The 19,804-nt window shown below is 69.8% G+C and carries 20 protein-coding genes; 14 read left to right on the forward strand and 6 right to left on the reverse strand.

Annotated elements, in window-relative coordinates; translation table 11 throughout:
- Positions 1–29: 29 nt before the first annotated feature.
- Positions 30–692, forward strand: coding sequence for a gamma-glutamylcyclotransferase (locus tag E5P2_RS17340; protein WP_162568352.1), 663 nt, complete (start codon positions 30–32; stop codon positions 690–692).
- 2 nt (positions 693–694) lie between these two features.
- Complete coding sequence (locus tag E5P2_RS17345) at positions 695–1,234, forward strand: superoxide dismutase family protein (protein ID WP_162568353.1); 540 nt, start codon at positions 695–697, stop codon at positions 1,232–1,234.
- Here the strand turns inward: E5P2_RS17345 and E5P2_RS17350 are convergent.
- The gene (locus E5P2_RS17350; protein ID WP_162568354.1) at positions 1,221–1,796 is read right to left on the reverse strand and encodes a nucleotidyltransferase family protein; all 576 of its coding nucleotides are present in this window, start codon (positions 1,794–1,796) and stop codon (positions 1,221–1,223) included. The genes E5P2_RS17345 and E5P2_RS17350 overlap by 14 nt on opposite strands.
- Positions 1,797–1,837: 41 nt before the next feature.
- On the opposite strand from E5P2_RS17350, the gene pdxH reads away from it, so the two are divergent.
- Positions 1,838–2,485, forward strand: a complete 648-nt coding sequence (gene pdxH, locus E5P2_RS17355) for a pyridoxamine 5'-phosphate oxidase (RefSeq protein ID WP_162568355.1) — start codon at positions 1,838–1,840, stop codon at positions 2,483–2,485.
- Positions 2,482–3,885 carry a DHA2 family efflux MFS transporter permease subunit gene (locus E5P2_RS17360; RefSeq protein WP_162568356.1) on the forward strand — a complete coding sequence of 468 codons (1,404 nt, stop codon included), beginning with the start codon at positions 2,482–2,484 and terminating at the stop codon, positions 3,883–3,885. Before pdxH ends, E5P2_RS17360 begins: the two co-directional genes overlap by 4 nt.
- 15 nt (positions 3,886–3,900) lie before the next feature.
- Here the strand turns inward: E5P2_RS17360 and E5P2_RS17365 are convergent, their stop codons facing one another.
- Positions 3,901–4,887 carry a Bug family tripartite tricarboxylate transporter substrate binding protein gene (locus E5P2_RS17365; protein ID WP_162568357.1) on the reverse strand — a complete coding sequence of 329 codons (987 nt, stop codon included), beginning with the start codon at positions 4,885–4,887 and terminating at the stop codon, positions 3,901–3,903.
- Between the two features lie 140 nt (positions 4,888–5,027).
- Between E5P2_RS17365 and E5P2_RS17370 the strand changes: the two genes are divergently transcribed.
- Genes E5P2_RS17370 through E5P2_RS17390 form a run of 5 tightly spaced genes read left to right on the forward strand, consistent with a single transcriptional unit; the run spans position 5,028 to position 10,035 of the window.
- Positions 5,028–5,954: a dihydrodipicolinate synthase family protein gene (locus E5P2_RS17370; RefSeq protein WP_162568358.1), complete on the forward strand. Its 927-nt coding sequence runs from the start codon at positions 5,028–5,030 to the stop codon at positions 5,952–5,954.
- 7 nt (positions 5,955–5,961) lie between these two features.
- On the forward strand, positions 5,962–6,858 hold the full coding sequence (locus E5P2_RS17375) for an HpcH/HpaI aldolase/citrate lyase family protein (RefSeq protein WP_162568359.1): 897 nt from the start codon (positions 5,962–5,964) through the stop codon (positions 6,856–6,858).
- On the forward strand, positions 6,851–8,017 hold the full coding sequence (locus E5P2_RS17380; protein ID WP_162568360.1) for a CoA transferase: 1,167 nt from the start codon (positions 6,851–6,853) through the stop codon (positions 8,015–8,017). The genes E5P2_RS17375 and E5P2_RS17380 overlap by 8 nt, the downstream gene beginning before the upstream one ends.
- 24 nt (positions 8,018–8,041) lie before the next feature.
- Positions 8,042–9,175, forward strand: a complete 1,134-nt coding sequence (locus E5P2_RS17385; RefSeq protein WP_162568361.1) for an NAD(P)/FAD-dependent oxidoreductase — start codon at positions 8,042–8,044, stop codon at positions 9,173–9,175.
- Positions 9,175–10,035 carry an amidohydrolase family protein gene (locus E5P2_RS17390; protein WP_162568362.1) on the forward strand — a complete coding sequence of 287 codons (861 nt, stop codon included), beginning with the start codon at positions 9,175–9,177 and terminating at the stop codon, positions 10,033–10,035. Before E5P2_RS17385 ends, E5P2_RS17390 begins: the two co-directional genes overlap by 1 nt.
- Here the strand turns inward: E5P2_RS17390 and E5P2_RS17395 are convergent.
- Positions 10,023–10,931 (reverse strand): LysR family transcriptional regulator, encoded by a 909-nt coding sequence (locus E5P2_RS17395; RefSeq protein WP_162568363.1) that lies wholly within the window; start codon positions 10,929–10,931, stop codon positions 10,023–10,025. The genes E5P2_RS17390 and E5P2_RS17395 overlap by 13 nt on opposite strands.
- 83 nt (positions 10,932–11,014) lie before the next feature.
- On the opposite strand from E5P2_RS17395, the gene E5P2_RS17400 reads away from it, so the two are divergent.
- Positions 11,015–11,998: a tripartite tricarboxylate transporter substrate binding protein gene (locus E5P2_RS17400; RefSeq protein ID WP_162568364.1), complete on the forward strand. Its 984-nt coding sequence runs from the start codon at positions 11,015–11,017 to the stop codon at positions 11,996–11,998.
- Positions 11,999–12,019: 21 nt separating this feature from the next.
- Here the strand turns inward: E5P2_RS17400 and E5P2_RS17405 are convergent, their stop codons facing one another.
- The 3 genes from E5P2_RS17405 to hutH form a co-directional block, all read right to left on the reverse strand.
- The gene (locus tag E5P2_RS17405) at positions 12,020–14,215 is read right to left on the reverse strand and encodes a TonB-dependent receptor (protein ID WP_162568365.1); all 2,196 of its coding nucleotides are present in this window, start codon (positions 14,213–14,215) and stop codon (positions 12,020–12,022) included.
- A gap of 78 nt (positions 14,216–14,293) precedes the next feature.
- Positions 14,294–14,701: a hypothetical protein gene (locus E5P2_RS17410; RefSeq protein WP_162568366.1), complete on the reverse strand. Its 408-nt coding sequence runs from the start codon at positions 14,699–14,701 to the stop codon at positions 14,294–14,296.
- Positions 14,702–14,734: 33 nt separating this feature from the next.
- Positions 14,735–16,327, reverse strand: a complete 1,593-nt coding sequence (gene hutH / locus E5P2_RS17415; RefSeq protein ID WP_162568367.1) for a histidine ammonia-lyase — start codon at positions 16,325–16,327, stop codon at positions 14,735–14,737.
- A 179-nt stretch (positions 16,328–16,506) separates the two neighbouring features.
- Between hutH and E5P2_RS17420 the strand changes: the two genes are divergently transcribed.
- The 4 genes from E5P2_RS17420 to E5P2_RS17435 are packed head-to-tail and all read left to right on the forward strand — an operon-like array spanning position 16,507 to position 19,800.
- A complete protein-coding gene (locus E5P2_RS17420; RefSeq protein ID WP_162568368.1) occupies positions 16,507–17,175 on the forward strand; it encodes a TetR/AcrR family transcriptional regulator in 669 nt (222 codons plus the stop codon).
- Positions 17,176–17,212: 37 nt separating this feature from the next.
- Positions 17,213–17,899: a protein-L-isoaspartate O-methyltransferase family protein gene (locus E5P2_RS17425; protein ID WP_162568369.1), complete on the forward strand. Its 687-nt coding sequence runs from the start codon at positions 17,213–17,215 to the stop codon at positions 17,897–17,899.
- A 14-nt stretch (positions 17,900–17,913) separates the two neighbouring features.
- A complete protein-coding gene (locus tag E5P2_RS17430) occupies positions 17,914–18,252 on the forward strand; it encodes a rhodanese-like domain-containing protein (RefSeq protein WP_162568370.1) in 339 nt (112 codons plus the stop codon).
- Between the two features lie 18 nt (positions 18,253–18,270).
- Positions 18,271–19,800, forward strand: a complete 1,530-nt coding sequence (locus E5P2_RS17435; RefSeq protein WP_162568371.1) for a TolC family outer membrane protein — start codon at positions 18,271–18,273, stop codon at positions 19,798–19,800.
- Positions 19,801–19,804 lie beyond the last annotated feature (4 nt).

Below are 19,804 nucleotides of genomic sequence, written 5' to 3' on the forward strand. Positions count from 1 at the left end.
GCGACCCCGGCCCCCCCGGACTGGACCCCATGCCCAAGCCCCTGCGCGACCCCAAGCCGATGCTCGATCGCGTGATCGACGAATGGGGCGGCCACCACGATCTCTGGCTGTTCGGCTACGGCTCGCTGATCTGGCGGCCCGACTTCGACTTCAGCGAGCGGCATCCTGCGCGGGTCCATGGCTGGCACCGGGCGCTCAAGATGTGGAGCCGCGTCAACCGCGGCACGGTCGAGAACCCGGGCCTGGTGTTCGGCCTGCTGTCGGGCGGCAGCTGCCGCGGCATGGTGTTCCGCATCCCGATGGCCGAGGTGCTCGAGACGCTCGGCCGCCTGTGGCTGCGCGAGATGCCGACCGGCGTCTACGATCCGCGCTGGCTCGATTGCGACATGCCGCATGGCACGGTCCGCGCGCTGGCCTTCACGCTCTCGCGGCGCAGCCCGAACTTCACCGGCGAGCTGAGCGAAGAGCGCTACCGCCACATCTTCGCGAACGCGGCCGGCCGCTACGGCACCTCGCTGGACTATGCGCAGCAAACCCTGCTGGAGCTCAGGCGCCACGGCATCCACGATGCGGCGCTGGCGCGGCTGGTGCGGCTGGCCGAGGCGCATCTCGTGGCGCTGGCCGCTGCCCGCGGTGCGCCGGCTTCGGTATACCCTCCGGCTTCCGGATCCGAATTCCCGACGAAGGAGTAGCCATGTCCCCTCGCCTCTTCGCTTGCCTTGCCCCGCTGCTGGCCGCGGGCCTGCTGACCGGCTGCGGCGCCATGATGGGTTCGCGCGCAGACGCCAGCGCCGAGCTGATGCCCACGGCGGCCATCACGCCGAACCCGACCACCGGCAGCGTCAGCTTCACCGCGCTCGAGCATGGCGTGCGCGTCGCCGGCGAAGTACGCGGCCTGCAGCCGGGCACCGAGCATGGCTTCCACATCCACGAGAAAGGCGACTGCGGCGACAACGGCAATGCCTCGGGCGGCCATTTCAATCCGTCCGGCGGCACGCATGGCAAGTTCGGCGCGCCCGGCAGCCATGCCGGCGAGTTGCCCAGCCTGGTCGCGGATGCCGGCGGCGTGGCGCGCTTCAGCGTCGACGTGCACACCCTCTCGCTCACCGAGGGCGCGGCCAACAACGTGGTCGGCCGTGCGCTGGTCGTGCACCGCGACCGCGACGACTTCACGACGCAGCCGGCCGGCAACTCCGGTCCACGCATCGCCTGCGCGGTGATCACGCGGCGCTGAGCCGCGCCTTCAGCAACAGCTCGGCGCGCGCGAGCGCCTCGGGCGTGTCGATGTCGGTCACGATGCCGATGTCGTCGACCTCGACCTGCGCCACCGCACCGGCCTCTCGCAGCGCGCGAAGCACCGGCGCCGCGCCCTGGTTGCCGCCGAGCGCGGCCAGCGCCTCGCGGCAATCGGCCGCGAAGCCGACCGGGTGCCCGCGTTCGCCGCGGTAGTGCGGCTGGGCGGCACGCACCGGCGCGGCCAGGGCGCGCGCAACCGCCGACAGCGTGGCCGGCCGCACCAGCGGCAGATCGCCGGGCAGGATCAGCCAGCCCGCGGCATCGGCCGTCGCGCGCACTGCGGCGGCGATCGAATCCCCCATGCCGGGATGCCCCGCGTCTTCCAGATGCCACGGCAGGCCGCTCGCGCGCACGGCGGCCAGCGTGTGGCCGAGCACGGTGCTCGCGCCCAGCGCGGCCTGCAGTTTCGAACCGGTGCCGCCGGCCGCGCGAAAGCGTTCGCCGCGGCCCGAGGCGAGCACGATCACGGTGGGAAAGCGCGATGCAGGGTCAAGCTCCATGCCCGACAGTATCTCCGCTTCGCATGCGCAACAATGGCGCCATGAGCTCTCCCACCACGACGCTGGCCGCGCTGCGCAAGAGCTACGAGCGCGCCGAACTTGACGAGACCCGCAGCGCCGAGAATCCGCTGCTGCAGTTCGAGCGCTGGCTCGGCGAGGCGATCGAGGCCCAGGTGCCCGAGCCGAACGCGATGACCCTGGCCACCGTCGGCGGCGACCTGCGCCCGTCGACGCGCATCGTGCTCATCAAGGGCTGCGACGCGCGCGGCATCGTCTGGTACACCAACTACGAAAGCCGCAAGGGCCGGGAGCTGGCCGGCAACCCCTACGCGGCGCTGCAATTCCATTGGGTCGAGCTCGAGCGCGTGGTGCGCATCGAGGGCCGCGTCGGCAAGGTGAGCGAGACCGAGAGCGATGCCTACTTCGCCAGCCGGCCGCTCGATTCGCGCATCGGTGCCTGGGCCAGTCCGCAGAGCGAGGTGATCAGCGGGCGCGACGTGCTGGTGAAGAACGCGGCCGTGCAGGCGGCCCGGCACCTGCTCTCGCCGCCGCGGCCGCCGCACTGGGGCGGCTTCCGGCTGGTGCCCGACCGCTGGGAGTTCTGGCAGGGTCGCAAGAGCCGGCTGCACGACCGCCTGCGCTACCGCCTCGAAGACGGCGCCTGGGTCCGCGAGCGGCTGGCGCCGTGAGCGACGACGCTTCCAGCAAAGCCAGCACCGGCCTGCTGTGGGTCGTCGCTGCGGCCTTCTTCATGCAGACGCTGGACACCACCATCGTCAACACCGCGCTGCCCTCGATGGCGCACAGCCTCGACGTCAACCCGCTCGCGATGCAGCCGGTGATCGTCGCCTACACGCTGACGATGGCGATGCTCACGCCGGCCTCGGGCTGGCTGGCCGACCGCTTCGGCACGCGTGCGACCTACTTCGGCTCGATCCTGATGTTCGCGCTCGGCTCGGTGGCCTGCGCCAGCGCCCAGTCGCTGCCGCAGCTGATCGCGGCGCGCGTGCTGCAGGGCATCGGCGGCTCGATGCTACTGCCGATCGGCCGGCTCGCGATGCTGCGCAGCGCGACCGGCGAGCAGTACGTCGCGACCATCGCCACCGTGACCATTGCCGGCCAGCTCGGTCCGCTGCTCGGCCCGACGCTGGGCGGCTGGCTGGTGCAGGCCGTGAGCTGGCATGCGATCTTCCTGATCAACGTGCCGATCGGCCTGGTCGGCCTCTGGGCGGTACGGCGCTATGTGCCGGTGCAGCGCCTCGCGCAATTGCCGCGGCTCGACTTCGTCGGCTTCGCGCTGCTGTCGACCTGCATGGTTGCCTTTTCGCTCGCGCTCGACGTGCCGGCACGCACGCACCGCGCGGCCTGGTCCGGCGGCCTGCTCGCGCTGAGCGCGATCGCGGTGGGGTTCTACCTGCTGCATGCGCGGCGGCGGCCGGCGCCGCTGTTTCGCCTGGGCCTGTTTCGCGAACCGAACTTCAGCGTCGGACTGATCGGCAACATGGTCTCGCGCATCGGCATCAGCGCCTTGCCCTTCCTGCTGCCATTGCTGCTGCAGCTTCAGCTCGGCTACAGCCCGCTGCAGTCGGGGATGATGATGATCCCGGTGGCGCTGGGCGGCATTGCCATCAAGCCGCTCATCAGCGGGTTGCTGCGGCGTTTCGGCTACGACAGCTTCCTGCTGTACAACACGCTGATCGTCGGCGCCGCCATGATCTCCCTGGCGCTCATCAAGCCCGGCTGGCCGCTGTGGCTGCAGATCGTGCAGCTCGCCGTCTTCGGCGGCGCCGCCTCGATGCAATTCGCGGCCATGAACAGCATCACCCTGAAGGGCCTGAGCAACGAGGACGCCGGCAGCGGCAACAGCCTCTTCACGATGGTGCAGATGCTGGCGCTGGGCCTGGGCGCGACGATCGGCGGCGGCCTCGTCTCGCTGCTGTCGGACCACCTGGCCTCGACGGCGCTCGCGTTCCGCTACACCTTCGTCGCGGTCGGCATCATCACGCTGCTGTCGTCCGTGGTGTTCCGCTGGCTCGACGACGTCGAGTTCAAAGGCGGTTCGCCGGCGCCATCGCGATCGACCGCATGACTGCCTGCGCGGTCTTCACTCCGGCCGGATGTCCGCGGCCTTCGCCACCTTCTTCCAGCGCGCGATCTCGGCGGCGATGAAGTCGGCGAACTGCTGCGGCTTCATCGGCGCGGGCTCGGCGCCTTCCTTGATGAAGAAGGCCTTCATCTCGCTCGACTGGATCTGCTTGTTGATCTCGGCATTGAGCTTGTCCACCACCGCCTGCGGCGTGTTCGCCGGCGCCAGCACGCCCCACCACAGGTCCACCGCGCTGCCCTTGTAGCCGGACTCCTCGAGCGAGGGAATGTCGGGCGCGACCTGCGAACGCGTGGCGGTGGTCAGCGCCAGCGCGCGCGCATTGCCGCCGCGCACCTGGGTCAGGATCGACGGCGCGCTGGCCACCAGCACGTCGATCTGCCCGCCCAACAGGTCGGTGGTCGCCGGTCCCATGCCCTTGTAGGGCACGTGGGTCATCTTGATGCCGGCCGCGGCGGTGAACAGCTCGGTCGCGAAATGGTTGATGCTGCCGGCGCCCGAGGTGCCGTAGTTCAGCTTGCCCGGGCTGGCCTTGGCGGCGGCGACCAGGTCCTGGATGGTCTTGAAGCGCGAGTCCTTGTTGACCGTCACGAGCATCGGGCCCTTGGCCAGCATCGCCACCGGCTTGAAGTCCTTGATGGCGTCGTACGTGAGGTTGGTGCGAATGGCCGCGCCCGTGGTGAATGTGGACGACAGCACCACCAGCGTGTAGCCGTCGGCCGCGGCGCGCGCCACGGTGGCATTGGCGATCACGCCGCCGCCGGCCGGCTTGTTGTCGACCACCACCGGCTGGCCCAGCGCATCCTGCAGGCGCTTGCCGACGGCGCGCGCGAAGGTGTCGTTGGATCCGCCGGGGGCGCTGCCGACCACCAGCGTGATCGGCTTGTTCGGAAAGGCGTCGGCCTGCGCGAAAGCCACCGCCGGCAGCGCGAGCGCCGCGATCGCAGCCAGCACGCGCCGGCGGTCGGTGACATGATGAAACGCCATGGTTGTCTCCTGATCGGTCATGCACGATGCTAAGAACAGCCTGTGCGCCTTTCGACGATGTTTTGTCATTCGAAAGAAGAGTTTTTCTTGTGCTCGGCACGCGCGCGCGGCGGCACACTTCGTTGTCCAAGGAGAGCCTCATGCGACTGCCCACCGATGCCCGCGGCGTCTATCCCATCGCGCCGACCCCCTTTCTCGACGACGGCACCATCGACACCGCATCGATCGACCGGCTGACCGACTTCTACCTGGCCTGCGGCGCCACCGGCCTCACGGTGCTCGGGCAGCTCGGCGAAGCGCCCAAGCTCGAGCACGAGGAAAGCGTCGCGGTCGCGGCGCAGATGATCCGCCGCGCGCCGCAGCTGCCGGTGATCGTCGGCGTCTCGGCGCCCGGCTTCGCGGCCATGCGGGCGCTGACGCGCGAGGTCATGGAGCGCGGCGCGGCCGGCGTGATGATCGCGCCGCCCAACACCTTGCGCACCGACGAGCAGATCGTCGGCTACTACCGGCAGGCCGCGGAGGCGATCGGCTCCGACGTGCCCTTCGTGCTGCAGGACTATCCGCTGACCTTCTCGGTGCAGATGACGCCCGGCGTGATCCGACGCATCGTCGCCGAGATCCCCTCGTGCGCCATGCTCAAGCACGAGGACTGGCCGGGGCTGGAAAAGATCTCGGCGCTGCGCGGCTTCGAGCGTGAAGGCATGCGGCACCTGCCGATCCTGTGCGGCAACAACGGGCTCTTCCTCGACTACGAGATGGAACGCGGCGCCGACGGCGCCAACACCGGCTACGCCTTCCCCGACATGCTGTGCGACGTGGTGCGCCTGTCGGCCGCGGGACAGCGCGAGGAAGCGCACGACCTTTTCGATGCCCACCTGCCGCTCTTGCGCTACGAGCAGCAGCCGGGCGTCGGCCTGGCCGTGCGCAAGTACGTGCTGCAGCGCCGCGGGCTGCTGAGCTCGGCCGCGCAGCGCAAGCCGGCCGCGGTGCTCACGCAAGCGGCACGCGCCGAAGTCGACCATCTGCTCGGCCGCCTCGCACGGCACGATCCGCGGGCGCGGCTCTGAGACGGCCATGAGAAGCAAGCTCTTCGTTCCGGGCTCGCGTCCCGAACTGTTCGCCAAGGCATTGGCGGGCGATGCCGACGGCATCTCCTTCGACCTCGAGGATGCGGTCGCCGAAACGCGCAAGGCCGAGGCGCGCGAGGCGGTGCGCGCGTTCCTGAAGAATGTCGAGGCGGTCGGCCGCAAGATCCTGATCGCGCGCGTCAACGCACTGGACACGCCGCACTTCGCCGCCGACATCGCCTGCGTCGCGCAGCCCGGCCTGCACGTGATCAATCTGCCCAAGCCCGAGACGCCCGACCAGGTGCGCGCCGCCGCCGATGCCATCGAACGCGCCGAGCACGCGAACGGCGTGGTCGCGCCGATCGGCCTGCTGCTCAACATCGAGACGCCGAAAGCCCTGCGCGATGCCGCGGCGCTGGCCGCCGCACACCCGCGCGTGGTCGGCCTGCAGCTGGGGCTGGGCGACCTGTTCGAGCCGCTCGGCATCGACCGGCGCGAGGCCGCCGCGGTGCGGCAGGCGATGTTCGCGGTGCGCATGGCCGCGGGCGTGGCGGGTGTCTACGCCTACGACAGCGCCTTCGCCAACTTCCGCGATGTCGAGGGCTTTCGCGAGGAGGCCGCGCTGTCGCGGCGCCTGGGCTTCCTCGGCAAGAGCTGCATCCATCCGAGCCAGGTCGCGCTGGCCAATGCGGCCTTCCGCCCGACCGATGCCGAGATCGCGCATGCGCTGCAGGTGCTGGCGGCCGCCGATGCAGCCTCGGCGCACGGCGTCGGCGCCTATGTGGTCGATGGCCGGATGATCGACGCGCCCTTTGCCGCCAGCGCCCGCGCCGTCGTCGCGAACGCACGGCGCCTGGGCCTGCTGCCCGCCGCCGCGGCGCATCCGACGACGCACCATGAATGAGTCGACGCCCCTGCGCAATCCGTTGCCGCGCACCGGTCCGGCCGGTCCGCTCTCGGGCCTGCGCGTGCTCGACCTCAGCGCCTACATCGCCGGCCCCTACGGCTGCACGCTGCTGGCCGACCAGGGCGCGGAAGTGATCAAGATCGAGCCGCCCGCGGGCGACAACCTGCGCAAGTACCCGTCGACGCTGGAGGCCGAGAGCCGCGCCTTCCTCGGCGTCAATCGCAGCAAGCTGGGCATCGTGCTCGACCTCAAGGATCCCGCCGACCTCCAGGCGCTGCACGCGATGGTGAAGACGGCCGACGTGCTGGTGCACAACTTCAGGCCCGGCGTGCCGGCGCGGCTCGGCATCGACTACGAGCGACTGAAGGCCGTCAATCCGCGCCTGATCTACTGTGCGGTCACCGGCTATGGCGACAGCGGGCCGCTCAAGGCCAAGGCCGGCTATGACCAGGTGCTGCAGACCATGACCGGCATGTGCGCGATGCAGGCGGCGCCCGGGCAGCCGCCGCAGATCCTCTACGGCTCGGTGGTCGACTACTACGCCGCCGCGCTGGTGGCCGCCGGCGTGGCGTCGGCGCTGTACGAGCGCGAGAAGAGCGGCGAAGGCCAGGAGGTCGGCGTTTCGCTGCTGCGCTCGGCGCTCGCGATGCAGTCCGCACGCCTGGTGTGGGCCGAGGACGAGCCGCGCGAAGTCGGGCGCGACATGCGCTCGGGCGGCATCACCGGCATCCATCCGACGCGCGAGGGCCATCTCTACATCTCGGCCAACACGCCCCACTTCTGGCGCGCGCTGTGCGAGAAGACCGGCCTGGGTGAACTGCTGGCGACCGAGCGCTACGACAGCGTGCGCAAGCGCGCGCAGCACCAGGAGGAGATCGTGCCGCGCCTGCATGCGGCGCTGGCGGCGCACAGTGCGCTCGAATGGGAAGCCCTCTTCGGCGAGGAGGTTCCGTGCGCGGCGGCGCGCACGGTGGAGGACATGTTCGACTTCCCGCAGGTGCTGGCCGAGGACATGGTGGGCCGCTTCGCGCATCCGGTGCTCGGCAGCTACCGCGGCTTCACGCGCGCGGTCGCCTTCGGCCGCACGCCCGGACCGGACCCGTTCGCGGCGCCGACGCTGGGCCAGAACGACGATCAGTTGAAGCCCGCACGATGAACACGATGCGAGGCGCCTGAGGCGATGGACCGCATCGATTGCGCCGTGATCGGCGCCGGCGTGGTGGGCCTCGCGGTGGCGCGCGCACTCGCGATGGCGGGGCGCGAGGTCGTCATCCTCGAAGCCGAGAGCGCCATCGGCACGCAGACCAGCGCGCGCAATTCCGAGGTGATCCATGCCGGCATCTCGTACGCGCCCGGTTCGCTCAAGGGACGGCTGTGCGTGGCCGGCAAGGCCGCGCTGTATGCCTACTGCGCCGAGCGCGGCATCGGGCACCGGCGCATCGGCAAACTCATCGTGGCGACGCAGGCCTCGGAGCTGCCGGAGCTGGATCGCTACATCGCGCTCGGCGCCGCCAACGGCGTCACCGACCTGCGCGTGATCGGTGCCGCCGAAGCGCGCGCGATGGAGCCCGAGGTGCGCTGCGTCGGCGCGCTGCATTCGCCGTCGACCGGCATCGTGGACAGCCACGGCCTGATGCTCGCCTACCTCGGCGATGCCGAAGCCCATGGCGCGACGCTGGCGCTGCAGAGCCCGGTGCTGTCGGGCGACGCCACGCACGACGGCATCGTGCTGCAGGTCGGCGGCGACGAGCCGAGCACGGTGCTGTGCCGCACCGTGGTCAACGCGGCCGGGCTCGGCGCGCAGCGGGTGGCGGGCGCGATCGCCGGCATGCCCGCCGCGCTGATTCCGCCGCTGTATTTCGCCGTCGGCCACTACTTCACGCTGGCGCGCAAGTCGCCCTTCCACCATCTCGTCTATCCCACGGGCCGCGAGGGCGCGCTGCGCGCGCACGTGACGATCGACCTCGGCGGCCAGTGCAAGTTCGGCCCCGACCTGAGCTGGCGCGATGGCGTGGACTACCGCTTCGATCCCACGCGCGAGCCCGCCTTCCACGACGCGATCCGCCGCTACTACCCCGGCCTGCGCGACGGCGATCTGCAGCCCGGCTACACCGGCATCCGCCCGCGCCTCGCGGGCCCCGGATCCTCGATGCACAACGCGGCGACCGACTTCGTGGTGCAGGACGAAAGGCAGCACGGCGTCGCCGGCCTCGTGAACCTGTTCGGCATCGAATCGCCCGGCCTCACCGCCTCGCTGGCGATCGGCGAGCATGTGCGGCAGACCCTCGGCGAGGCACGCACCGGCGCATCCTGATGCCACAAGATTCCATCCCTCATACCACCGGCACGCAGCCGCCCGCGCTGGCCCTGCCGCCGCAGGCCTGCGACGCGCACATCCATGTGTACGACGCGCGCTTTCCCTCGATCGGCGACCCGGCCCGCGTGCTTGCGCATGCGACGGCAAGCGACTACCGCCGGCTGCAGGCGCGCCTCGGAACGGCGCGCACCGTGGTGGTCACGCCGACGGTCTACGGCACCGACAACCGCGTGACGCTGGACGCGATCCGGCAACTCGGGCACGCACAGACGCGCGGCATCGGCGTGCTGCATCCGGAGGTCGACGACGCGACGCTGCACGCGCTGAATGCCGGCGGCATCCGCGGCATCCGCTTCACGCTCTTCGATCCGGCCACGGCCGTGACGCGCTTCGACATGGTCGAGCCGCTCGCACGCCGGATCGCGCCGCTCGGCTGGCACGTGCAGTTGCACTGGCGCGCGGACCAGATCGTCGCGCATGCCGCGCTGATCGAGCGCCTGCCCTGCCCGATCGTGTTCGACCACATGGCGCGGCTGCCGCATCCGCAGGGCGAGGCGCATCCGGCCTTCGCCATCGTCGCGCGGCTGCTCGATGCCGGGCGCGCCTGGGTCAAGCTCTCGGCGCCCTACCTCGACGGCGGCACGCCGGAAGACGACAGCCGCGCGCGCGTCGTCGAGGCGCTGTGCCGGCACGCGCCCGAGCGGCTGGTGTGGGGCAGCGACTGGCCGCATCCCACCGAGACGAAGGCGACGCCCGACGATGCCGCGCTGCTCGATCGCTTCGGCGCCTGGGTGCCCGGCGCGGCGTTGCGACAGCGTGTGTGGGTCGACAACCCGGCCGCGCTCTACGGCTTCTGATGCCTCGCGCCCGCGCCCTCGCCATGACGCCGCCGAATCGCGAACTGGAAGGCCTCGAGCACGGCCTGGATGCGGCGGCTTTCCGCATCGGCGGGCCGGCACACCATCGCGATGTGCCGCACCGGCGCGTCCTTGCCGAGGCTGATCACCTGCAGCGGATAGGCCTGCAGCACCTCGTGCCGCAGGGTCGGAACCACCGAGACGCCGAGCCCCGCGGACACCATCGCCGCCACCGCATCGGTGCCCGGCAGATCGAAGGCGCAGCGCGTGCGCGGCGCGATGCGGTTGACGTGCTGCGCGGCGATGAGGCCGCCGGTGGTCACGCGATCGAAGCGGATCCAGTCGTGGCGCCGCAGCATCTCGACCGGCGAGCCGCGCCGCACGTGCGGCGGCGCGATCATCACGAAGGTCTCCTGCTGCAACGCGAACCAGTGCAGCCGGCTCGAGCCGCCCGACTGCGGGCGCACCAGCACCGCCGCATCGAGCCGGCCGGCCTTGACGTCGTCGAGCAAGGCGGCGGAGACGCCGCGCGCGATCTCGAACGCGAGGCCCGGCGCCTGGTCGCGCAGCACCTGCAGCGCGGTGGGCAGGAGCGCCACCTGCGCCGACTCGATGGTGCCCAGGCGCATGCGTCCGGACACCACGGTGTCCTCGCGCAGCCGCAACGCCTTCAGGGCATCGAGGGTCTGCTGCATCGTGCCGGCGACCTCCGCCGCGAAGGCGGTCGGCCTGGCCTGCCGCGCCGAGCGGTCGAACAGCGGCCGGCCGAAGTAGTCCTCGAGCTGCCGCATCTGCAGGCTGACGGCGCTGGCCGTGAGGTTCACTTCCTTCGCCGCGGCGGCGAAGGAGCCGTGACGCAGCACCGCCGTCAGGGTCTGGAGAAACTGGAGTTTCATGCGTCTTTCTTCGGCTCGATGGCCAGGGCCGGATTCTGCAGAAGTTTTCATCGTCCACAGAACAACCTCAGGAGACAAGCACCATGACAGAAGCATCCCTCACTCTGCGGCGCCGGCAGCTGCTGCTGGGCACGGCCGCGCTCGCCGCGCTGCCGGCCGCAGCGCAGGCGCAGGCCTATCCCACGAAGCCGATCCGCGTGATCGTTCCCTACGCGGCGGGCGGCGGCGCCGACGGCAATGCGCGCCTGCTGTCGCAGCCGATGGCGGCGCTGCTGGGCCAGACCCTCGTGATCGAGAACAAGCCCGGCGCGAGCGGCATCATCGCGGCCACCTCGGTGCTGCAGGCGCCCGCGGACGGCTACACGGTGCTCTTCGACACCTTCCCCTATGCGGTGAACGCGGTGCTGCGCAAGCTGCCCTTCGATCCGGTCAAGGACTTCACGCCGGTGTCGCAGGCGATCAACATGCCGAACATCCTGGTCGTGCCGAGTTCGGCGCCCTACAAGACCTTCAAGGAATTCATCGCCTACGCACGCGCCCATCCGGGCAAGCTGAGCTTTGCTTCGTATGGCGCCGGCGGCTCGGCGCATCTCGCGGGCGAGATGCTGCGCCGCGACGCCGGCATCGACTGGCTGCACGTGCCCTACAAGGGCGGCGCGCCGGCCATCACCGACCTGCTGGCCGGACAGGTGTCGGCCTACTTCGCGAATCCGGTGTCGGGCCTGAGCTACGTGAAGGCCGGCAGCCTGCGCGCGCTGGCGACCACCGGCGCGCAGCGCATGGAGGCCTTGCCCGACGTGCCGACCGTGATGGAGAGCGGCTTCAAGGACTTCGAGGTCGTCGAGTGGAACGGCTTCTTCGTCCCTGCGGCCACGCCGGCGCCCGTCGTCGAGCGCCTGTCGGGCGCGGTGCGCGACGCGATCCGGCAGCCCGAGACGCGCCGCCGGCTGCTGGCGATCGGCATCGAGCCGGTCGGCAACACGCCGAAGGAATTCGCCGCCTTCCTGCAGGGGCAGATCACGCGCTGGGCCGCGCTGGTCAAGACCAACCACATCACGATCGACTGACGCGGCCCGCGCCCTGAAGCCTCAGAAGTGCGTGGTGATGCCCACGTACAGACTGCGGCGCGTGCCGTACTGCGGCGCGCCGACACCGATGCCGGTGCCGTCGCGCAGCAGGTACGAGGTATCGAACAGGTTCAGGATCGCGATCCGCCCTTCGATGTCGCCGCCCGAGGGCTGTTTCCAGGTGTGGGTGTACGAGACGTTGGCCACCGTGTACGACTTGAGCGAGGCGCTGTTGGGCGCGCCGCCGTCGGGCGTGCTGCGCAGGCCGCTGCCGAAGATCAGGTCGCCGCTCACCCTGTTGCTGCCGAAGCGATAGCTCGCGCCGGCCGACACCGTGTAGGTCTGGTCATGGTCCAGGTACACGTAGTGGTTGGCGATGTAGGCCAGCTCGTCGGCGCCGAAAAGCGACTGGCTCGACACGATGTTGCGGCCCATCGCCTTCTGCCAGGCGAAGTTCGCATAGGCCGACCAATGATCGTCGTTGTAGCGCGCCGAAAGCTCGAGCCCGCGCGCAAAGCCTTTCTGGTAGTTGAAGGGCGACAGGATCAGCGCCTGCCCGAACTGCCCTTCGTCCAGCAGATTCGTGACTCGCTTGTAGTACGCATCGGCCGACAGCGTGAGCTTCGGACTCAGCCTGTGCGAGGCACCGACGTCGAGGTAATGCGTGCGCTCGGCCTTCACCGGATCGGAGCTCGGGATCTCGGGCTGGTTGCTGGTGCCCGCGTACAGGTTGATGCTCTGCTGCGAGGCCAGCTCCTGCGGCGGCGGCGTGAAGTAGCGCGCATAGCCCGCATGCAGCGCGGTGTCGTCCGAGAGCTTGTACGCGAGGTTGACGCGCGGGCTCCACTGGTGCTCCTTGGTGAAGGCATCGACGCTGTCGTAGCGCAGGCCGTAGTTCAGCGTGAGCTTCGGATCGATGCGCCATTCGTCCTGCAGATAGAGGCTGCCGAGCTGGCCGCGCTTGCCCGAGTCGTCGTTGATCAGGATCGGGTCGCTGCCGATCTGCGCGCCGCTGCTGTCGACCGGGAACACCCCGACCGCATTGATGCTCTGCGTCGACTGCCGCGTGTAGGCGGCGCCGAAGCGCAGCGTGTGCGCATCGCCGAGCTTGTACGAGCCGTCGAACTGCAGGCCGTTGGCCGAGTTCGATCGCAATGTGTCCGAGGCGACGCCGTTGTAGATCAGGTCGCCGATCGGATCGGGCGTGTAGTGCAGTTGGGAATACTGATGGAAGGCCGACACCTGGAAGTCCAGCGCGCCGAGGCTCTTCTGGAAGGACAGCGCGAAGAAACGCGTGGCCTCGGTCTGGCGCTCGCGCACGTCGCTCGAGGGCAATGCGTTGAAGCCGGTCGCCAGGTCGCTCACGCCGGTCAGCGACCAGGCCGGCGTCTGGCCCGGATGGGTCGGGATCTGGAACTGCCCGTTGTAGGTGCCGAACATCAGGCCGACGCGCGTGTCGTCGTCGATGAAATACGAGAGATTGCCGAAGCTGCGGCCCTGCCGGGTGCGGTCGTTCTGCGCATTGAAGCTGGGCAGCGGGTTCTCGATGCCCTCGGTGTTGGACACCATGCTGCCCGACAGGTAGTAGCTGAGGTTGCCCTTGGTGCCGTAGACCGAGCCGTTCTCCTCCAGCGTCTGGTGGCTGCCGAAGGTGAAGCCCAGCGAGCCGCCGGGCTTGCCGAAGCCCTCCTTGGTCTGGATGTCGACCACGCCCGCGGTGCGCAGGCCGTATTGCGCAGGCAAGGCGCCGGTGAGGAAATCGATGCTCTCGACATAGCGCGTGTCGAGCGACTGGCCGAAGCCCGAGATGCCCTCAGGCAGTTGCACGCCGTTGATGCGGTACTGCACGTTGCCGTGGTCGTCGCGCACATGCAGTGCACCGGAAGCCTTCGAATCCTTGGCCACGCCGGGCAGGGTCAGCAGCACGTCGTCGAAGGAAGCGGCGTCGCCCTTGCCGAGCGCATCGATGGCCGAACGGTCGATGCGGTAGACCGTGGTGCCGACCTGCGGCGACAGCTCGATGCGCGCCTTCTTCAGGCGCTCGGCCGTGACGTTCACGGCGGACAGGCTGTCGACCGGCGGCGAGATGGACAGGCCGGAGGGATTGTCCGCAGCCGGAGCCGCCGCGGGCGGCGCATCGGACTGGGCCAGCGCCGCGCAGGACGCGAGCGAGAAAACAGCAGCGCCGATCGCGCTGCGATGAAAGGAAAAGGACATGGAAGAACACTCGTTGAATCAAGGGGCAGCCCGCCGCCACCCGCAAACGCAGGTGCAGCTCGGCCGGACACGGGGGATTCAGCGAGTGGAAGGCGGGCCGCGCGCGTCGAACAGCGCGACCCATCGGGCGAGTGCCTCGCCCTCGAGATAGGAGAAGGTGGCGGCCGGCAGCACGACCGGCAACATGACCAGCGGCACGCAGAGTGCGGCCGAGCCGTGCGAGAGCTGGTCGTACAAGCGGCAGTCGGCACCGCTGTGGTGATCGAACAGCGCCGCCAGCCAGTGGTGGCGCGCCGGCAGCTGCTCGGCTGGATCGGCGTTCGGGCTGCCCACCTCATCCGTTGCCGGTGACGTGGTGTGCGTGCGCTCCGTCAGCGCGTTGTGGATCGTGCCGTGCACCAGCCCCAGCGTCGTCGCCAGCCACACGGCGAACGCCAGCGCACAGAGCAGTGCGCGGGTTCGGTTCGAGCGGGTGGGCAGATGCATGACGAGGCCCGCATTCTCCCACGGGCCTTGCCGCTACCTCTCGCCGCTTTCGACCTGAAATCGGCTGGGCAGGAGGGCCTGAACGACCTCGGGCCAGCTGCGCTGGCGCGCCCACAGGCGCATGGCTTCGATGGAAGGCGCGAGGAAGCGGTCCTGCTCGATGAAGGCAACGCGCTCGCGGATGGCGGCGAATTCGGCTTCGAGCAGCGGTGAACTTTTCGGGCCTCGTTTCAGCTCGATGCCTTGCACCGCCGCCATGGCCTCGATGCCGACGACCACCGCGGTGTTCTCGACCATCTCGCCCAGGCGTCGCGCCGCGAAGGTCGCCATCGACACGTGGTCTTCCTGGTTCGCCGAAGTCGGCAGGCTGTCGACGCTGGCCGGATGCGCGAGCGACTTGTTCTCCGACGCCAGCGCTGCCGCGGTGACCTGCGCGATCATGAAGCCGGAGTTGACGCCGCCATCGCGCACCAGGAACGGCGGCAGGCCCGACAGGCCGCTGTCGAGCAGCAGCGCCATGCGGCGTTCGGAGATGGCGCCGATCTCGCTCACCGCGAGCGCGATGATGTCGGCCGCGAAGGCCACCGGCTCGGCGTGGAAGTTGCCGCCGGAAATCACGTCGCCGTTGTCGAACACCAGCGGGTTGTCCGATGCGGCATTGGCTTCGATGCGCAGCACGCGCGCGGCATGCGCGAGGTTGTCGAGGCAGGCGCCCATCACCTGCGGGACGCAGCGCACGGAGTACGGATCCTGCACATGGCCGCAGTCGGCATGCGAGGGAACGATCTCGCTGCCGTCGAGCAGCGCGCGCACCGCGGCGGCGACGGCGATCTGGCCCGGCTGGCCGCGCGCGGCATGGATGCGCGCATCGAAGGGCTTGATCGAGCCCTGGATCGCCTCGAGCGAAAGCGCGCCCGCCATCAGGCCGGCCGCGAACACGTCCTCGGCGCCGAAGAGGCCGGCCAGCGCGAGCGCGGTCGACACCTGCGTGCCGTTGAGCAGCGCCAGGCCTTCCTTGGGACCGAGCACGAAGGGCGCGAATCCGATGCGCGCCAGCGCCTCGGCACCGCCGATCACTGCACCTTCGGGCGTGGTGACTTCGCCCTCGCCGATCAGCACGCAGGCCAGGTGCGCGAGCGGCGCGAGATCGCCCGAGGCGCCGACCGAGCCCTTGGACGGAATGCGCGGCAGCAGCCCGGCATTGCCGAGCGCGAGCAGCGCATCGACGATCTCCGGCCGTATGCCCGAATGGCCGCGCGCCAGGCTCACGGCCTTGGTCGCGAGCACGAGGCGCACCACGCCGGCGGCCAGCGGCTCGCCGGTACCCGCGCTGTGCGAGAGCACCAGGTTGCGCTGCAGCTCGGCCAGGCGCTCGTGCGGGATGAGGGTCTGCGCGAGCTTGCCGAAGCCGGTGTTGATGCCGTAGACCACGGCCCCCCCGTCGACGATGCTGCGCACCGTGGCCTGCGATGCAAGCAAGCGGGCATGCGCCGATGGATCGAGCGCGAGCCGCATGCCGCCGGCATGGATACGGCGCAGCAGGGGCAGGCCGACATGGCCCGGGAGCAGGGCGCCCTCCTCCGGGTTGCTTGCAACGGCCGATGGGTTTTCAGCAGCTTCTTTCATAATGTATGAGCCTGTATGTACAAGTAGGGTCTCGTCGATTCTGCCTCGAAAATCGCGCGCTGAACAGGCTTCGCATGACCGATCGGCGCAGCTGCGTTCGTGGGCATCTGCCGGCTTTCCGGCTTGACGGCCGCCGGAGGCCTCACTACATTACTAACCCGTCAGTCATTAACAATCCGATGCCCGCCCGCCGCTTCCTTGCCGACAAACTGTGCCCCGTGCGGGCCAAGCGCGAGCGTCGCAAGGAGGCGCGGCCCGGCGAACTGCTCCAGGCGGCGCTCGACCTGTTCGTCGAGAAGGGCTTCGCCGCCACCCGCTCCGAGGAAGTGGCCGCGCGGGCCGGCGTTTCCAAGGGCACCCTCTTTCTCTATTTTCCGAGCAAGGAAGAGCTGTTCAAGGCCGTCGTGATCGAGAACCTCGCGGGCCGCTTCACCGAGTGGAACCAGGAGTTCGAGGTCTTCGAGGGCAGCACCGCCGACATGCTGCGCTACTGCATGCGCATCTGGTGGGAGCGCGTGGGTTCGACCCAGGCGTCGGGACTCACCAAGCTGATGCTCGGCGAAGGCCGCAATTTCCCGGAGCTCGCCGAGTTCTATCGCCAGGAGGTGGTGCGTCCGGGCCATTCGCTGCTGCGGCGCATCCTGCGGCGCGGCATCGACAGCGGCGAGTTCGCGCCGATCGACGTCGATCATGCGATCTACGCCATCGCCGCGCCCATGCTGTTCCTGATGATGTGGAAGCACTCGACCCCGATCTGCATCGACGGCGAGGCCGAACTCGATCCCGAGAAGTACATCGCGCTGCAGACCGAGATCGTGCTCCACGGCCTGGTCGCACCCCGACCCTAGAATTGAAGGTTTGTCCCGAGTCCCCGAGGAAAAGCCCATGAACCCCACACCCACCCTGGAGCGCCTGCGCTTCAACATGATCGAGCAGCAGATCCGCCCCTGGGACGTGCTCGATCTCGAGATCCTCGACCTGCTGGCGCAGATCCGGCGCGAAGACTATGTGCCGCCGCCCCACCGGCCGCTCGCCTTCTTCGACATGGAGATCCCGCTGGAAGGCGCCAAGGGCGCCCGCGAACCGGGCCAGTGCATGCTGTCGCCGAAGGTCGAGGCGCGCATGCTGCAGGACCTGCATGTGCAGAAGACCGACTCGGTGCTCGAGATCGGCACCGGCTCCGGCTTCATGGCCGCCCTGCTCGCGCACCGCGCGGCCGAAGTGCTGACACTCGAGATCGACCCCGGCCTCGCCGCCATCGCCACGCAGAACCTGCGGCGCAACGGCGTGACCAACGTCGAGGTGCGCGTTGCCGATGGTGCGGTGCCGCTGCCCAGCGGGCCGACCTTCGACGTGATCGTGCTGAGCGGCTCGGTGGCGCGCGTGCCGCAAGGCCTGCTGGGCTCGCTGAAGATGGGCGGACGACTGGCCGCGATCGTCGGCGAGGAGCCGATGATGCGCGCCCACTTCGTCACCCGCGTCGGCGAAGGCAAGTGGGAAAGCACGCAGCCGTGGGACACGGTCGCGCCGCGCCTCTTGAGCTTCCCCGAGCCCTCGCGCTTCAACTTCTGAAGCCGGCCCGCCTCATGATCGAACAGATCCGCCCTGCCGAAGTCGCCGCCTGGTTCGCGCGCGATGCGAGCGCCGCGCCGGTGCTGCTGGATGTGCGCGAACCCTGGGAGCTGCAGACCGCCAGCGTGGTGCCGCAGGGCTTCGCGCTGGTCGCGATCCCGATGAACGAGATCGCCGGCCGCCTGGCCGAACTCGACCCCGGCCAGCGCATCGCCTGCCTGTGCCATCACGGCGCGCGCAGCCAGCGCGTGGCTGCCTTCCTGGCCCAGAGCGGCTTCGACACGGTGGCGAACATCGCCGGCGGCATCGATGCCTGGTCGGCCCAGCACGACACGTCCGTGCCGCGCTATTGATTCCATCCAAGGACCTGCATGCCCGTGCGCCGGCTTTCTTCTCTCTGCGCGGCGCTCGCGACCGCGTTCGCCGCAGCGATCGCATTGCCGGCCCAGGGCCAGAGCCTGATCGAACTCTACGATGCCGCACGCGATTACGACGCGAGCTACCAGGGCGCGCGCGCGCAGTACGACGCCAGTGTCGCGCGCGCGGCGCAGGCCAAGGCGGGCATCCTGCCGACCGTCGGCCTGTCGGCCGGCGACACGCGCACCCAGCTCGATGTCGACGTGCCCGGCAGCAACGTGTCGCGCGGCTTCAGCACGCAGACCGTCGGCATCAATGCCACGCAGCCGCTTTACCGGCCGGCGAACTGGGCCACCTACGAGCAGGGCAAGCGCCAGGCCGACATCGCACAGGCCGTGCTGACCGTGGCCGAGCAGGACCTGGTGGTGCGCGTCAGCCAGGCGTATTTCGATGTCCTCGGCAGCCAGGACAGCCTCGCGCTGGTGCGGGCACAGAAGACCGCGGTGGCCGAGCAGCTGGCCTCGGCCAAGCGCAATTTCGAGGTCGGCACCTCGACCATCACCGACACGCGCGAAGCGCAGGCGCGCTACGACCTCGTGATCTCGCAGGAGATCGCGGCCGAGAACGACCTGCAGGTCAAGAAGATCGCGCTCGACCAGCTGGTCGGCCGCGCGAACAGCGTGCCGGTACCGCTGGCCGCGCCGGTCGTGCTGCCCACGGTCTCGCCGGCGAACATGGAAGCCTGGGTGGCCCAGGCCGAGGAGGTGCATCCATCGATCCGGCAGGCCCGGCTCGGCGTCGACGTGGCCGGGCTCGAAGTGCAGAAGGCAGAGGCCGGCCACAAGCCCACGCTCGATGCGACCCTGGGCTACAACATCGCCAACAATCCGCAGGGCACCAGCACCACCACCGGCCGCTCGCGCATCAACGCCGCCACCGTCGGCGTGGTGTTCAATCTGCCGCTGTTCGCGGGCTACGCGACCGAGAACCGCATCAGGGAGACGCTGGCGCTCGAAGACCAGTCGCGCTCGGTGCTCGAAGGCACGCGCCGCAGCGTCACCCAGGCCACGCGGGCCGCCTACCTCGGTCTGGTTTCGGGTGCCGGCCAGGTCAAGGCGCTGGAAGCCGCCGAGTCCTCCAGCCAGAGCGCGCTGGACGCCAACAAGCTCGGCTACCAGGTCGGCGTGCGCATCAACATCGACGTGCTCAACGCGCAGAGCCAGCTCTACCAGACCAAGCGCGACCTCGCACTGGCGCGCTACAACGTGCTGCTGGGCCACCTCAAGCTGCGCCAGGCCAACGGCACGCTCAGTGCGGACGATCTGCAGGGCATCAACCTCGCGCTGGCGACCGGCGACCGCGCCACGCCCGAAAGCGCCGCCTCGCCGACGCAGCCCTCGGCCGCGACGCAGAGTCCGGTGCCGGTGCCGCAGAACACCATCCCGCGCGTGCCCCCGGTGCCGGTGCCGCCCTTCAATCCCGGTGCGCCCATGATGCCGGTGCCGCCACCGCCGCCGGTGATCGTCGCACCACCCGGCAGGTAGCGGT

This window comes from Variovorax sp. SRS16, assembly GCF_901827165.1.
Lineage (GTDB): Bacteria > Pseudomonadota > Gammaproteobacteria > Burkholderiales > Burkholderiaceae_C > Variovorax.

Excerpts from the sequence above, each read along its gene's own strand:
- E5P2_RS17340 (WP_162568352.1), top strand. The coding sequence starts at position 30 with ATGCCCAAGCCCCTGCGCGACCCCAAGCCGATGCTCGATCGCGTGATC.
- E5P2_RS17345 (WP_162568353.1), top strand. The coding sequence starts at position 695 with ATGTCCCCTCGCCTCTTCGCTTGCCTTGCCCCGCTGCTGGCCGCGGGC.
- E5P2_RS17350 (WP_162568354.1), bottom strand. The coding sequence starts at position 1,796 with ATGGAGCTTGACCCTGCATCGCGCTTTCCCACCGTGATCGTGCTCGCC.
- pdxH (WP_162568355.1), top strand. The coding sequence starts at position 1,838 with ATGAGCTCTCCCACCACGACGCTGGCCGCGCTGCGCAAGAGCTACGAG.
- E5P2_RS17365 (WP_162568357.1), bottom strand. The coding sequence starts at position 4,887 with ATGGCGTTTCATCATGTCACCGACCGCCGGCGCGTGCTGGCTGCGATC.
- E5P2_RS17370 (WP_162568358.1), top strand. The coding sequence starts at position 5,028 with ATGCGACTGCCCACCGATGCCCGCGGCGTCTATCCCATCGCGCCGACC.
- E5P2_RS17375 (WP_162568359.1), top strand. The coding sequence starts at position 5,962 with ATGAGAAGCAAGCTCTTCGTTCCGGGCTCGCGTCCCGAACTGTTCGCC.
- E5P2_RS17380 (WP_162568360.1), top strand. The coding sequence starts at position 6,851 with ATGAATGAGTCGACGCCCCTGCGCAATCCGTTGCCGCGCACCGGTCCG.
- E5P2_RS17385 (WP_162568361.1), top strand. The coding sequence starts at position 8,042 with ATGGACCGCATCGATTGCGCCGTGATCGGCGCCGGCGTGGTGGGCCTC.
- E5P2_RS17390 (WP_162568362.1), top strand. The coding sequence starts at position 9,175 with ATGCCACAAGATTCCATCCCTCATACCACCGGCACGCAGCCGCCCGCG.
- E5P2_RS17395 (WP_162568363.1), bottom strand. The coding sequence starts at position 10,931 with ATGAAACTCCAGTTTCTCCAGACCCTGACGGCGGTGCTGCGTCACGGC.
- E5P2_RS17400 (WP_162568364.1), top strand. The coding sequence starts at position 11,015 with ATGACAGAAGCATCCCTCACTCTGCGGCGCCGGCAGCTGCTGCTGGGC.
- E5P2_RS17405 (WP_162568365.1), bottom strand. The coding sequence starts at position 14,215 with ATGTCCTTTTCCTTTCATCGCAGCGCGATCGGCGCTGCTGTTTTCTCG.
- E5P2_RS17410 (WP_162568366.1), bottom strand. The coding sequence starts at position 14,701 with ATGCATCTGCCCACCCGCTCGAACCGAACCCGCGCACTGCTCTGTGCG.
- hutH (WP_162568367.1), bottom strand. The coding sequence starts at position 16,327 with ATGAAAGAAGCTGCTGAAAACCCATCGGCCGTTGCAAGCAACCCGGAG.
- E5P2_RS17420 (WP_162568368.1), top strand. The coding sequence starts at position 16,507 with ATGCCCGCCCGCCGCTTCCTTGCCGACAAACTGTGCCCCGTGCGGGCC.
- E5P2_RS17425 (WP_162568369.1), top strand. The coding sequence starts at position 17,213 with ATGAACCCCACACCCACCCTGGAGCGCCTGCGCTTCAACATGATCGAG.
- E5P2_RS17430 (WP_162568370.1), top strand. The coding sequence starts at position 17,914 with ATGATCGAACAGATCCGCCCTGCCGAAGTCGCCGCCTGGTTCGCGCGC.
- E5P2_RS17435 (WP_162568371.1), top strand. The coding sequence starts at position 18,271 with ATGCCCGTGCGCCGGCTTTCTTCTCTCTGCGCGGCGCTCGCGACCGCG.